The organism is Serinicoccus sediminis (assembly GCF_004153545.1).
Taxonomy (GTDB): domain Bacteria; phylum Actinomycetota; class Actinomycetes; order Actinomycetales; family Dermatophilaceae; genus Ornithinicoccus; species Ornithinicoccus sediminis_A.
Genome location: NZ_SDVA01000008.1, coordinates 19,688 through 33,077 on the forward strand (window position 1 = coordinate 19,688; position 13,390 = coordinate 33,077).

Genomic DNA, 13,390 nt, shown 5'->3' on the forward strand with positions numbered 1-13,390 from the left:
CACCCCGGAAGGACCGCCGAGTGAGTTTCCTCGCCGCCCGCCGCCGCAGCCCGCTGGCCCTGCTCGTGCTGCTGTTCCTCGGCCTGACCTTCACGGGCACCGCCTACGCGGCCCTGCAGACCAACGTGCCCCCCGGTACCTCGGCCGAGGGTGCCTCCCAGGAGCAGATCGACGAGGGCCGCGAGCTCTTCCTCGGCAACTGCGCCTCCTGCCACGGCGAGAACGCCGAGGGCAACGGCGAGGCCGGTCCCTCGCTCTACGGGGTCGGTGCGGCGGCCGTCGACTTCCAGGTCGCGACCGGCCGCATGCCGCTCCCGGCCCCGACGGTGCAGGCCAAGCGCAACGTCTCGCAGGTGCACTTCAGCGACGAGCAGATCACCGCCCTGGCCGTCTACGTCGACTCCCTCGCCCCCGGCCCTGACGTGCCGGAAGCGCAGTGGCTGGACACGGCGGAGGGCGACCCGGCCAACGGGGGCGCGGTCTACCGGACCAACTGCGCGATGTGCCACAACTCCTCGGGCACCGGTGGTGCCCTCACGCGCGGCAAGTACGCGCCGACCCTCATGGGGGTCGACGAGCAGCACATCTACGAGGCCATGCTCACCGGACCGCAGTCCATGCCCGTCTTCAACGACCAGAACATCACCCCGGAGGAGAAGCGCGACGTGATCGCCTTCCTCAAGACCATCGAGGACGGCGCCAACGACCAGGGTGGCCACACGCTGGGCAGCCTCGGCCCGGCCGGTGACGCCCTCTTCGCGTGGACGATCGGCATCCTGGCCTTCATCGGCGCTGCCGTGTGGCTCGGACGAAAGGCGGCCTGAGGTATGACGAACCCCCACCACGACGACACCGCGCCGGCCGTGCGCGACGAGGCGGCAGCGCCGGCCAGGGCCGAGACCTTCGAGAACCCGGGCCTGCCGCCGCACGTGCCCCGCCGCGCCGACGTCGACCCCAAGGCCGCCAAGCGTGCCGAGATCCAGGTCGTCGTCCTGTTCACCCTGTCCGCGCTGGCGTCCATCGCCTTCGTCGTCGCCTACTTCGCGATCGACCAGGACCTCAAGGGCTACCTGCTGGGGATCGGGGAGATCAACCTCTACCACCTGGCCATCGGTCTCACCATGGGCGTGTCCCTCCTCGGGATCGGGCTGGGCGCCATCCACTGGGCCAAGACCCTCATGCCCGACGAGGAGGTCGTCGAGCAGCGTCACCCGCAGGCCTCCACCGAGGAGGACCGCCTCGTCGTCGGCCAGACCCTCTCCCACGGCTGGCGCAGCTCGCAGCTCAACCGCCGCTCTGCCCTCCTCGGCTCCGCCGGTGGTGCGCTCGGCCTGTTCGCGCTGCCGCTCGTCCTCCCCGTCGTGGCCGGGCTGGGACCGCGTCCGCAGGGGCTCTACACCACCAACTGGGCCGAGGGAACCCTGCTGAGGATCGACCCCTCGGGTGCGGCCATCCGGGCGGGGGACGTCACCCAGGGCTCCGTGTTCCACGTCATGCCGGACGGCTGGGTGGGCCACGAGGCGGTCGAGGAGCACGGCGCCGAGGCCGCCATGGTCGCCAAGGCCAAGGACCAGGTCATCCTGGTCCGCCTCGACCCCTCGCTCATCAAGAGCCAGAAGCAGCGCGAGTGGGGCTACGAGGGCATCGTGGCCTACTCCAAGGTGTGCACCCACGTCGGGTGCCCCGTGGCGCTGTACGAGCAGCAGACCCACCACCTGCTGTGCCCCTGCCACCAGTCGACGTTCGACATGACCGACGACTGCAACGTCATCTTCGGGCCGGCGAAGCGGCCCCTCCCGCAGCTGCCGATCACCGTCGACGGCGACGGGTACATCGTGGCCGCGGGCGGCTTCCGCGAGCCCGTCGGACCGAGCTTCTGGGAGCGCGAGCGCCCAGGCCTGTTGGGAGTTGAGTAGCCATGACGACGCACGTCCCCCAGGGCGCTGACCACCTGCGCACCGACGAGTCGCCGCCGGAGCGCCCGGTGAGCCAGACCGACCAGTCCTCCCCGGACGCCGCGTTCCCTCGGGCGCTCGTCTGGTCCGACGAGCGGGTCGGCACGGCCAAGGGCCTGCGCTTCGCGTTGAAGAAGGTCTTCCCCGACCACTGGAGCTTCCTGCTCGGCGAGATCGCGATGTACTCGATGATCATCGCGCTCATCACCGGCACGTTCCTCACCCTCTGGTACGTCCCCAGCATGGGCCACGTCGTCTACGACGGCGACTACGTGCCGCTCAAGGGTGTCGGTATGTCGGAGGCGTACGCCTCGACCCTCCACATCAGCTTCGAGGTCAAGGGCGGTCTGCTCATCCGGCAGCTGCACCACTGGTCGGCGCTGTTCTTCATCGTCGGCATCGCGCTGCACGCGGCCCGCGTCTTCTTCACCGGCGCCTTCCGCAAGCCCCGCGAGCTCAACTGGGTCATCGGCGTCGTGCTCTCGCTGCTGGCCATCATCGAGGGATTCGCCGGCTACTCCCTCCCGGACGACCTGCTCTCCGGCACCGGCATCCGGGCCATGAACGGCTTCATGATGTCCGCCCCGGTCATCGGCACCTGGATGACCTTCTTCGTCTTCGGCGGGGAGTTCCCCGGCGAGGCCATCATCCCGCGGCTCTACATCGCGCACGTGCTGCTGATTCCCGCGATCCTCGTGGGGCTCTTCGTCCTGCACCTCGCCCTCGTGGTCATCCACAAGCACACGCAGTACCCCGGGCCTGGACGGACCAACGACAACGTCGTCGGTTTCCCGATCATGCCGGTGTATGCCGCCAAGGCCGGCGGGTTCTTCTTCGTCGTCTTCGGCATCACCGCGCTGGTCTCGGCCCTCGTCCAGATCAACGGCGTGTGGGTCTACGGTCCGTACGACCCGACCCAGGTGACGGCGGGCAGCCAGCCGGACTTCTACATGTGGTTCTCCGACGGCGCGTTGCGCCTGCTCCCGGGCTGGCTGGAGGTCAACCTCTTCGACACCGTGTGGAGCTTCAACATCTTCCTCGGCTCCTTGGTGCTGCTGCCCCTGGTCTGGGTGGTCATGGGTGCCTACCCGTTCGTGGAGGCCTGGGTCACCGGCGACAAGCGCGAGCACCACATCCTGCAGCGCCCGCGCAACGCCCCGACCCGGACCGCGGTCGGCGCGGCCGCGATCTCGATGTACCTCGTGCTCGCGCTGGCCTGCGTCAACGACATCCTGGCGATCAAGCTGGGCCTGTCGATCAACGACCTGACCATCCTGTTCCGCACCATGTTCTTCGTGCTGCCGGTCCTCGTGTTCTTCGTCACCAAGCGGCTGTGCCTGTCGCTGCAGCGGCACGACCGCGAGCGGGTGCTGCACGGCAACGAGACCGGCCGGATCGTGCGGACCCCCGAGGGCCGGTTCTTCGAGGCCCACGAGCCGCTGGACGAGTACGAGCGCTGGGCGCTCGTCGACTACGACACCCCGACGCCCCTCGGTCTCACCCAGGGCCCGGACGTCGACGGTCGGGGTGTGGCCCGCCGCCGCAGCCCCCTGGCGGGCGTGCAGGCCGCGGTCTCGTCGTTCTTCTACAAGGACGCCGTCCGCGCGGTCACCCCGGAGGAGCTGGCGGCCGCCCACCACCACGGTGGCGAGCACGAGGCCCTCGAGGCACCGGGTGTCCCGCAGCTCGGCGCGCCGGTGAACGACAGCACCGGGGACGACGACTTCTCCGACAGCCACGGCTCGTCGGTCCAGGCCCCGTCCGGTCATCGCTGAGCCCCAGCCCGACGACCTGCGCCCCGCCGCTCCGGACACGGACGGCGGGGCGCCGTCGCGCCAGGACCAGGACCAGGACCCCGACCCGGACGGCCCGCCGGCGGCGATGACCGCCGAGGAGTTCGAGGACGCCGTGGGCGACTCCCTCGACCTCGTGCCGGCGGCGTTGATGGACCGGCTGGACAACGTCGTCTTCCTGGTGGAGGACGAGCCTCCCCCGGAGGACCCCGACCTGCTCGGGCTCTACGACGGGGTCCCGCTCACCGAGCGCGACTGGGGCGTCCAGCTCCCGGACCGGATCTTCATCTACCGCGGGCCGCTCGTCCGCCTGTGTGCCGATCGGGAGGAGCTCCTGGAGGAGATCGCGGTGACGGTGGTGCACGAGATCGCCCACCACTTCGGCATCGACGACGCCCGTCTCCACGAGCTGGGATGGGGCTGACCGGCCCGGGCTACAGTGGGTGGGTGATTTCTGCCATCGTCATGATCAAGGCCGAGGTCGGCCGTATCCCCGAGGTCGCGCAGGAGATCGCCGAGATCGAGGGCATCCGGGAGGTCTACTCCGTCACCGGCGACGTCGACCTCATCGCGATCGCCCGGGTCAACCGGCACGAGGAGTTCGCCGATGTCATCGCCGACCGGCTGAACAAGGTCGGCGGGGTGCTGGAGACCACCACCCACATCTCCTTCCGGGCCTACTCCTCCTCCGACCTCGAGGCCGGCTTCTCCCTCGGCCTGGAGCACTAGGCCGCTCCGGCGGGGAGCGCGCCGACCGGCCGCTCCAGCGGCTGCGGCAGGTGCTCACGGGCCTCGCCGGTGGTCGACCAGGACGCGGCGCCGGGCTCGAGGAGGGCACGGCTCGCGCCCGCGCCCCCGACGGGGCAGGTCCACTCCCCGTCCAGGTCCACCAACCGGGCCCCGGGGGACTCCAGCCAGCGCAGCACCAGCTCGGTCTCCTCCGGCAGCGCGGCCGACAGGGCTGCGGACGGCGGGGCGACGACCTCCGCGGTCTCGCGCAGCGCGTCGATGTAGGGCAGCGGGTCCACCCCGCGCGGGCTGACGCTGGCTCCGGCCAGCCGTCCGTAGCGCACGCAGATGAGCTCCCAGCCCCCCTGCTCGGCCCGTCGTGCGGCGACCACCTCGGGGGAGCGGGTGAGGGGACGTAGCCGCTGGCTGCGGGCGGTGGCGCGCACCAGGGCCATCATCCGGTCGCGCATCGTGCGGGCCTCCTCGAAACGTTCCTGCCGGGCGAGCTCCTCGAGCCGGGACCGCAGCGCGGCCACCACGTCGGCGGTGCTGCCCACCAGGGCCTGCCCCGCCTGCCCGGCCACCTGCGCGTAGTCCTCCTTGCTCTGGGCCCCGACGCAGGGGCCGCCGCAGCGGCCGATCTCCAGCAGCACGCAGGCGCTGCTGCCCGGGGAGCGCTCGGAGAGCCGCCGGGTGCACTGCCGCAGCGGGACGACCTCGTGCAGGGCGGTGACCGCCGCCTCGGCCGCGCGGCGGGAGCCGAACGGTCCGGCATACTGCGCCTCGTCGTCCTTGACCGACCGGACGACGGAGAGCCGGGGGAACGCCTCGTCGGTCAGACGCACCCAGACGGCCTTCTCCGGGTGACGGGACCGGCGGTTGTAGCGCGGTTTGTGCTCGGCGATGAGCCGCAGCTCGCGCACCGAGGCCTCGAGGGCGGTGGCGCAGACGATGGGGGTCAGCGACTCGGCGAGGCCCACCATCTCGGTCATCCGGCGCCGGGTCTCCGACGCCGTGAAGTAGGTGAGGGTGCGTCGGCGCAGGTCGGTGGCGGTGCCGACGTAGAGCGGGGTGCCCGTCCGGTCGCGGAAGACGTAGACCCCGGGGGCCGAGGGCATCGCCTCGGCCAGGACCCGCTTGCGTCGCTGCCCGGGGCTCACCCGGGAGCTGTAGGACTGCAGCTCCTCCAGGGTGTGCACACCGAGGTTGCCGACCCGCTCCACCAGCCCGTGCAGGACGTCCACGGTCGCCCTGGCGTCGTGCAGCGCCCGGTGGTCGGGGGTCGTGGCGGAGCCGAAGAGGCGGGCCAGGCTGGCGAGCTTGTGGTTGGGGGCCTCGTCCTTGTGGACGAGCTGGCGGGCGAGCCGCACCGTGTCCAGGACGGGGAAGCCGGGCCAGGGGTGCCCGGTCTCGGCGGCGGCGGCCTTGAGGAAGGACACGTCGAACCCGGCGTTGTGGGCGACGAGGACGCTGCCCCGCGCGAACTCCAGGAACTGCGGCAGCACCACGGAGATGGGCGGTGCCTCCACGACCATCGCGTTGGTGATCCCGGTCAGGACGGTGATGAAGCCGGGGATCGGGGTGGCCGGACGGACCAGCGTCTGGAGCTCACCCAGGACCTGGCCGCCGCGCACCTTGACGGCCCCGATCTCGGTGATCTGCGAGCCCGAGGGCGACCCACCGGTGGTCTCGAGGTCGACGACCACGAAGGTGACCTCGGACAACGGGGTGCCGAGGTCCCCGAAGGTCGGCTGCGTGTAGGTCGCCGGGCGGTCCCGGCCGGGCGGAGGGCCCGGGGCCCGCCGTCTCGTGTCCAGCGTCTGCATACCGCCGAGGCTAGGTGGGCGCACCGACAGACCGGGCCGGACGCGCCGCTCGCACGGCGGGCGAGGACGGCGCAGCGGGTATGTCGGTGGCCCCTCCTAGCGTCGTCGTCATGAAGGAGGTGGACCCATGTCCTCGTACTCGACCCCACCACCCACCCCGGACGACCGGGCCGTCACGCTGATCGACTGTCAGACGTGCCCGGTCCGTGGCCGCCACTGCGGCGACTGCTTCGTGCCGGTCCTCGGACGCCTCTGGCTCGACGACCTTGCGCCGGCCCCGAGACAGGCGCCGGAGCCCCAGGGACGTCAGGTGCCGCCGGGCGGTCACGACCCGGAACCGCGGCGTGCGGGTGCCGACCTGGACAGCGACGAGCTCGCGGCCGTCAGCGCCTTCGTCCGAGCGGGTCTGGTGACGCGTCAGGAGGCGCTGGCGACCCGGGCCGAGGTCACGCCGTCGCGACGCGCGGCGGCGGGCTGAGCGGGTCTGCTGCGGCCGGCCGCCGAGGGAGCGGCCTCAGACGAGACGATCCCAGATCGGCAGGAGGGGCCTGGCCACCGCGGCGAGGTCGGGCAGCGACGGCGTGTCCTTCTCCGCCACCCGTCGTGCAGCCGCGTGGACGAGGGCCGCACCGAGGGCCGTGACGAGGTCGGACTGCTCGTCCAGCTCCGCGGTGTCCACCCGTCGTCCGTCGGCCCGTGCCGACGCCTCCAGCTTGAGCCGGACCAGGACGCGCAGCTCGCCCAGGATGGGTTGGAACCGCTCGGCCTGGCGCGCCTGGAGCTGCGGCGACCGGGCCAGCAACCGGAGCTGGTCCACCTGGGTGGCCGGGTCGGATCCGGCAGGCAGGTCGATGAGGGCGACCGCGCCGGCGAGGATCGGCACGTCCGGGTCGCTGAGGTAGTGCTGCGCACGCTGCTGCGAGATCGCCGGGAGCTCGAGGCCGAGCAGCGCGTCGTCCTTGGTCGGGAAGTGGTGGAAGAACGTCCGCTGGCTGACCCCCGCATCGGCACACACGGCGTCCACCGTCAGGGCCTCCAGACCCGCGGTCGTCGCCACCCGGACGGCCGAGCGGTGCAGGCGGCGGGCCGTCGCCAGCCCCCGCGCGTTGCGCGGCGACGGGCCGGGCGTGGAGAGCCCACCACCCTGTTCCGCCTGCACACCACCACCCTACTCGTAGCGCAGCGCGTCGATGGGTTCCTGCCGCGCAGCGCGTCGGGCGGGCAGCGTCCCGGCCAGGAACGCGATGGCCACGATGAGCCCGACCACGCCGAGCACTGAGCCCGGCCGGAACAGCAGCACGTCCAGGCCACCCAGTGCCGACAGCGGGCCCGCCGCGAGCACGGCGTTGAGGCCGGTGCCGACCGCCATCGCGACCACGGATCCGAGCACGCTGCCGAGCAGACCGAGGAAGGCGGCCTCGAGGCTGAACAGCCCGAAGACGCGTCCGCCGCTCATGCCCAGGGCCTTCATGAGACCGATCTCCCTGGTGCGTTCCTGCACGCTCATGAGGAGGGTGTTGACGATCCCGAACGCCGCGGCGACCAGGGCGACCACCGCGAACGCGTTCAGGACGCCCGTGATGCCCGCGATGACCGTCGTGATGAGGCCCAGCTGGTCCTCGACGGTCTGTGCACTGAGGCCCAGGTCGGCCACCGCGTCCTTGATCTGCTGGACGGCCGCGTCGTCCGAGGACGGGTCGAAGCGGGCGGTGGCGACGGCGTACAACGGCCGCTGGTCGACCCCGGCGCCCTGGAGCTCGGCCAGCTCCTCGACCAGGGCCCGACCGGCCCCGCCACCCGCACCGAGCAGGCTGGGGTTGGTGATGCCGACGAGCTCGGCCTCCACCTCGTGCTGTTCCCCGAGCACGTCCGTGACCCCGACCAGCACCGTGGTCCCCAGCGCGTCCTCGGCGTCGGCGAACCCGAGCGGCTCCACGTACTCCTCCGGGAGGAGGACCTCGTGGGCTGAGCCCTCGGCGGCAAGCTGCTCACCCGCGGCGAGGTCGGCGCGGGCGATGGAGGCGGTGGGCGCGATCGTCAGCTGGTAGCGCTCGTCGAGGTCCCCGCCGGCCACCCGCACGTAGTCGACCGCCGTGGTGCGCACGGGCTCGATGTCCGAGATGCCCGCGACCGTCTCCAGATCCTCGAGGTCGGCCTCGGTGAGGGCGCCACCGGCCGCGGCGCCGGGCAGGGGCCCGGCGCCTGCGCCTGACGGTGTCGAGGTGTCGGGGTCGTACCGAGCCGGCCCCGGCGCGCTGTCGGCGGCTGCGGTGACGACCAGCACGTCCTGCGCCCCGAGCTGGTCCACCTGTCGGGTGACGTAGTCGGTCACACCGGCCCCGAGAGCGGTGGTCAGGGTCAGGGTGAACGCCCCGACGAACAACGCCAGCACGGTCAAGGTGGTGCGCACCCTGCTGCGCAGGGTGTTGCCGACCGCGGCGCGGACGAGGTCGGAGGTCCTCACGCCGCCACCTCCGGACGGCCGAGCGCGCCGTCACGGATGACGACGTGGCGCTCGCAGCGTGCCGCCAGGTCCTCGTCGTGCGTGACGAGCACCAGGGTGATGCCCCGCTCGCGGTGGAGCCGGAAGAGCTCGTCGGCGACCAGGTCGCCGGTGGCGCTGTCCAGGTTGCCGGTGGGCTCGTCGGCGAAGACGACGTCCGGCTCCGTGACGAGGGCGCGGGCGATGACGACCCGCTGCTTCTGCCCACCGGACAGCGCCGTGGCGCGGTTGTCCTTCTTCTCGGCGAGCCGCAACTGCTCGAGGACCGCCATACCGCGGCGCCGGCGCTCCACGAGCGGGACACCGGCGATGGTCAGGGGCAGCACGACGTTGTCGAGGACGGTCGCGTCCGGCACCAGGAAGAACTGCTGGAACACGAAGCCGAAGCGCTGGTTGCGGATCCGGCCGATAGCGCGCGGGCTCATCCTGGTGGCGTCGACGCCGTCCACGAGGAGCCGGCCCTCGTCGGGTCGGTCGAGCAGGGCGAGCACGTGCATCAGGGTCGACTTGCCGGATCCGCTCTTGCCGACGAGGGCGAGCGACTGACCGGTGTGGACGTCGAGGGAGACGTCGTGAAGGGCACGGAAACGGCCGGAGCCCCTGCCGTACCAGGTGGACACCCCGTCCAGCCGCAGCAGCGGCTCGGGTCGGTGGGGAGAAGACGTCGTCAACATGGGGGTGACTGTAATCTCAAATTGCAGTAACTGCAATATGCAGCGCCCGTACGCGCTCCGCTCCGGGTCAGCCTCCGCCGTAGATGGCCTCGACCTCAGCGGCGAACGTCTCGGCCAGGACGTGCCGACGCAGCTTGAGGGACGGGGTGAGCGTCCCGGCCGCGACGGTGAAGTCCTCCGGGAGGACCGTGAAGGCGCGGATCGACTCGGCGCGGCTCACCGTGGCGTTGGCCTCGTCCACCGCGGTCTGGACCTCCCGCCGCACGAGCGGGTGCCGCGCCGCGTCGGCGACGGACAACCCACCCAGCCCGCGCTGCTCGAGCCAGTCGGGCAGGGGGTCGGCGTCCAGCGTCACCAGGGCCGCGACGAAGGGGCGGGCCTCGCCGACCACCATGCACTGCGACACCAGGGGATGGGCGCGGACCCGGTCCTCGAGCGGGCCCGGGCGCACGTTCTTGCCCCCCGCGGTGACGATGATCTCCTTGCTGCGACCGGTGACCCGCAGGAAGCCGTCGGCGTCGAGCTCCCCGAGGTCGCCGGTCGGCAGCCATCCGTCCCGCAGTGCGGTGCCCGAGCCCGGTGGGTCGTCGCGGTAGCCGCGGAACACACCCACCCCGGCCACGAGGATCTCGCCGCTGCCGTCCACCCGGACGGACACCCCGGGCAGAGGGCGCCCCACGGTCCCGATGCGGATCTGGTCCGGGGTGTTCACGGTGACCGGCGCGGTGGTCTCGGTCAGTCCGTAGCCCTCCAGCACGACGAGACCGGCACCGCGGAAGAAGTGCCCGAGCCGTTCCCCGAGCGCGGCCCCGCCGGAGATGGCGTACTCGACCCGACCGCCGAGCGAGGCGCGCAGCCGGCGCAGCACGAGGCGGTCGGCGATCGCGTGCCGCAGCCGCAGCGCCGGGCCGACGGGCCCGGCGTCCAGCGCGCGGCTGTAGGCGTCGGCGACCCGCGCCGCCCACCGGAAGACCGGGGCGCGGCCGGCGGACTGCGCCCGCTGCTCGGCCGAGGCGTAGATCTTCTCGAAGACCCGGGGCACCGCCAGCAGGAAGGTGGGTCGGAAGGTGGCCAGGTCGTCCAGCAGGGTGCGGGCGTCCGGGCAGTGCCCCATGCGCACCCCGGCCCGCAGACAGACCACCTCGATGAACCGCGCGAACACGTGCGCCAACGGGAGGAAGACCAGGTTGGCGGCGCCGGGGGCGTCGACGACGACGCCCAGCCGCTCGCAGGCGTTCTCGGCCAGCCCCATGAAGTTGTCGTGGGTGAGCTCGCACCCGCGGGGCGCGCCGGTCGTCCCGGAGGTGTAGATGACGGTCGCGAGGTCGGTGCGGGCCACCGAGCCCCGCCGCTCCCGCAGCTCCGCGTCACCGACCTCCGTGCCCGCCGTGGCCAGCTCCTCCAGCGACCCGGAGTCGATCTGCCACACGTCCCGCAGCTCCGGCAGGGTGCTCCGGCAGCTCGTGACCAGGGCCCTCATCGCGCCGTCCTCGACGATGACCGCCACCGCCCCGGAGTCCGCGCAGATCCACCGCACCTGCTCTGCCGAGCTGGTCTCGTAGATCGGCACCGGCACGGCGGCCACGGACCACAGGGCCAGGTCCGTCAGGGTCCACTCCAGCCGGGTGCGGCTCATGAGCGCCACCCGGTCACCGGGGCCGATCCCCGCCGCCAGGAAGCCCTTGGCGAGACGGTCCACCCGCCGCTGCAGCTCTATCGCGGTGACGTCCTGCCAGGTGTCCCCGACCCGGTCGGACGCGAGGACCCGGCCCGGCTCCCTCCGCGCCCAGTCCACCAGGTAGTCCGCGAGGCCACCGGGCGTGGAGCCGGTGACCAGGGGTGGGACGGACACCTCGGACACGACAACAGCTCCCGTTCGCGGTTCGGCTCGGTTCAGGCGGGCTCACCCTACCCTCGCCCGATAGGGTGACCGGGTGAGGACCTGCGTCGGCGTGGACATCGGAGGCACCAAGATCGCCGCGAGCGCGGTCCAGGACGGCACCATCCTGGCGCAGGCGCTGCGGGAGACCCCGGCGCAGGCGCCGGACGACATCGTGACCGCCGTCGCGGACCTCCTGCGCGAGCTGGCCGAGCGCCTGGGGCCCGACCGGCCCGTCGAGGCGGTGGGGGTGGCCTGCGCCGGCTTCGTCGACCGTGCGGGCGACATGGTGGTCTTCGCGCCCAACCTCGCCTGGCGGGACGAGCCGCTGCGGGAGCGGCTCGAGCGGGCGACCGGGCTGCCGGTCGTGCTGGAGAACGACGCCAACGCGGCCGCGTGGGGAGAGTTCCGCTTCGGCGCCGCCCGCGACGTCGAGGAGATGGTGCTCATCACCCTGGGCACCGGGGTCGGCGGGGGCATCGTCGTGGACGGCGAGCTGGTGCGGGGCACGCACGGCATGGCGGCCGAGGTGGGGCACATGCGGATGGTCCCCGACGGGCACCGGTGCGGGTGCGGCAACAAGGGCTGCTGGGAGGTGTATGCCTCCGGCAGCGCCCTGGTGCGCGAGGCCCGCGACCTCGTGGCCGGCGGAAGCCCGCACGCGGGCGCCCTCGCGGACGCCTGCGGGGGCGACCCGGCCGCGCTCACCGGGATGATGGTGACGGAGGTGGCGCGGGACGGCGACCCGGCGGCCCAGGAGCTGCTCGAGGACGTCGGCCGCTGGGCGGGCGAGGGGCTGGCCTCCCTGGCGGCCGTCCTGGACCCGGGGCTGCTCGTCATCGGTGGCGGGGTCTCCGCGGCGGGCGACCTCGTCCTGCAGCCCGCCCGCCGTGCCTTCGGGCGCCACCTCACCGGTCGGGGGCACCGGCAGATCACCCCGCTGGTGCTGGCCGAGCTGGGCAACGAGGCGGGCATGATCGGCGCGGCGGACCTGGCCTCGCGCCGGGTGTGAGCACCCGGGCCGGCGGTCCGGCCGGGGGCCCGGCCGTCGGTGTCGACGTGGGGGGCACCCGGGTGAAGGCCGGGCTCGTCGACGACCGTGGTCGGGTGCTCAAGGCCACCGCCCGACCCACGCCGGAGCGCACCGCGGCGGCCGCCACCGTGGAGTCGCTCGTCGTGGAGGTGGTGCACGAGCTGCTGGGTCAGGTTCCGGTCACCAGGCGACCGGCGGTGCCGGTCGGGGTGGGGGCCGCCGGCTTCGTCGACGCGGCGCGGGGCCGGGTCGTCTTCGCGCCCCACCTGTCGTGGCGGGACGAGCCGTTGCGCGACCGGCTCACGGCGCGGCTGGGTCGGGCGGTCCTCGTGGACAACGACGCCCACGCGGTGGCCTGGGCCGAGCACCGGTTCGGTGCCGGGCAGGGGGAGAGCCACCTGGTCGTGCTCACGCTCGGCACCGGCATCGGTGGGGCGATCCTCACCGACGGCCGCCTGCAGCGCGGGCGGCACGGGCTGGCCGGGGAGTTCGGCCACCAGCAGCTGGTCCCCGGGGGCCTGCCCTGCGAGTGCGGCAACCGGGGCTGCTGGGAGCAGTACGCCTCTGGCCGCGCGCTCGCCCGGCTGGCCCGTGAGGCGGCGCTCGCCGGGGGTGGACGCGCTGCCGGGCTGCTGGAGGCTGCTCCGGACGGCGACGCCCCCGAGCTCACCGGTGAGCACGTCTCGCGGACCGCCCGGCAGGGGGACCCCGCCAGCCGCGAGATCCTGGCCGAGGTCGGCCGGTGGCTCGGGGTGGGGCTGGCCGGTGTCGTCGCCTCCCTCGACCCCGGCACGGTCGTCGTCGGCGGGGGCGCGAGCCTGGCCGGTGACCTGCTGCTCGACCCGGCGCGCGAGACCCTCGCCCGCACCCTGGTCGGACGGGGCCACCGGCCGGTGCCCCCGGTCCGGGCCGCCCGGCTGGGAGGACGGGCGGGGGTGGTCGGCGCGGCCGACCTGGCCCGGGGGGCCGCGGCGGGAGGCCCGTCGGGGTGACCCGGG

Annotated in this window: 13 protein-coding genes; 8 read left to right on the plus strand and 5 right to left on the minus strand. The window is 73.1% G+C overall.

Annotated features, from left to right (window positions below; all coding sequences use genetic code 11):
- Positions 1-20: 20 nt before the first annotated feature.
- From qcrC to EUS26_RS08985, 5 genes are all read left to right on the plus strand, one after another.
- Positions 21-824, plus strand: coding sequence for a cytochrome bc1 complex diheme cytochrome c subunit (gene qcrC, locus EUS26_RS08965; protein WP_130013304.1), 804 nt, complete (start codon positions 21-23; stop codon positions 822-824).
- Positions 825-827: 3 nt separating this feature from the next.
- Positions 828-1,916: a cytochrome bc1 complex Rieske iron-sulfur subunit gene (qcrA, locus tag EUS26_RS08970; protein WP_130013306.1), complete on the plus strand. Its 1,089-nt coding sequence runs from the start codon at positions 828-830 to the stop codon at positions 1,914-1,916.
- Between the two features lie 2 nt (positions 1,917-1,918).
- On the plus strand, positions 1,919-3,730 hold the full coding sequence (gene qcrB, locus EUS26_RS08975) for a cytochrome bc1 complex cytochrome b subunit (protein WP_130013308.1): 1,812 nt from the start codon (positions 1,919-1,921) through the stop codon (positions 3,728-3,730).
- A 106-nt stretch (positions 3,731-3,836) separates the two neighbouring features.
- Positions 3,837-4,172 (plus strand): metallopeptidase family protein, encoded by a 336-nt coding sequence (locus EUS26_RS08980; protein ID WP_130013310.1) that lies wholly within the window; start codon positions 3,837-3,839, stop codon positions 4,170-4,172.
- 23 nt (positions 4,173-4,195) lie between these two features.
- A complete protein-coding gene (locus tag EUS26_RS08985; RefSeq protein WP_130013312.1) occupies positions 4,196-4,477 on the plus strand; it encodes an Lrp/AsnC family transcriptional regulator in 282 nt (93 codons plus the stop codon).
- Here the strand turns inward: EUS26_RS08985 and EUS26_RS08990 are convergent.
- The gene (locus EUS26_RS08990) at positions 4,474-6,303 is read right to left on the minus strand and encodes a DEDD exonuclease domain-containing protein (protein ID WP_130013314.1); all 1,830 of its coding nucleotides are present in this window, start codon (positions 6,301-6,303) and stop codon (positions 4,474-4,476) included. The genes EUS26_RS08985 and EUS26_RS08990 overlap by 4 nt on opposite strands.
- A gap of 127 nt (positions 6,304-6,430) precedes the next feature.
- On the opposite strand from EUS26_RS08990, the gene EUS26_RS08995 reads away from it, so the two are divergent.
- The gene (locus EUS26_RS08995) at positions 6,431-6,781 is read left to right on the plus strand and encodes a hypothetical protein (protein WP_130013316.1); all 351 of its coding nucleotides are present in this window, start codon (positions 6,431-6,433) and stop codon (positions 6,779-6,781) included.
- A gap of 36 nt (positions 6,782-6,817) precedes the next feature.
- Here EUS26_RS08995 and EUS26_RS17335 read toward each other — a convergent pair whose 3' ends face one another.
- The 4 genes from EUS26_RS17335 to EUS26_RS09015 all read right to left on the minus strand — a co-directional run bounded on the left by EUS26_RS17335 (position 6,818) and on the right by EUS26_RS09015 (position 11,332).
- Complete coding sequence (locus EUS26_RS17335) at positions 6,818-7,462, minus strand: TetR/AcrR family transcriptional regulator (protein WP_130013318.1); 645 nt, start codon at positions 7,460-7,462, stop codon at positions 6,818-6,820.
- A gap of 9 nt (positions 7,463-7,471) precedes the next feature.
- On the minus strand, positions 7,472-8,767 hold the full coding sequence (locus EUS26_RS09005; protein ID WP_130013320.1) for an ABC transporter permease: 1,296 nt from the start codon (positions 8,765-8,767) through the stop codon (positions 7,472-7,474).
- A complete protein-coding gene (locus EUS26_RS09010) occupies positions 8,764-9,480 on the minus strand; it encodes an ABC transporter ATP-binding protein (RefSeq protein ID WP_130013322.1) in 717 nt (238 codons plus the stop codon). Before EUS26_RS09010 ends, EUS26_RS09005 begins: the two co-directional genes overlap by 4 nt.
- Positions 9,481-9,547: 67 nt before the next feature.
- On the minus strand, positions 9,548-11,332 hold the full coding sequence (locus tag EUS26_RS09015; protein WP_238148883.1) for an AMP-dependent synthetase/ligase: 1,785 nt from the start codon (positions 11,330-11,332) through the stop codon (positions 9,548-9,550).
- A gap of 82 nt (positions 11,333-11,414) precedes the next feature.
- Here EUS26_RS09015 and EUS26_RS09020 point away from each other — a divergent pair, with 82 nt between their 5' ends.
- A complete protein-coding gene (locus tag EUS26_RS09020) occupies positions 11,415-12,371 on the plus strand; it encodes an ROK family glucokinase (RefSeq protein ID WP_130013326.1) in 957 nt (318 codons plus the stop codon).
- The gene (locus EUS26_RS09025; RefSeq protein ID WP_130013328.1) at positions 12,368-13,384 is read left to right on the plus strand and encodes an ROK family glucokinase; all 1,017 of its coding nucleotides are present in this window, start codon (positions 12,368-12,370) and stop codon (positions 13,382-13,384) included. Before EUS26_RS09020 ends, EUS26_RS09025 begins: the two co-directional genes overlap by 4 nt.
- The last annotated feature ends 6 nt before the right edge of the window (positions 13,385-13,390 follow it).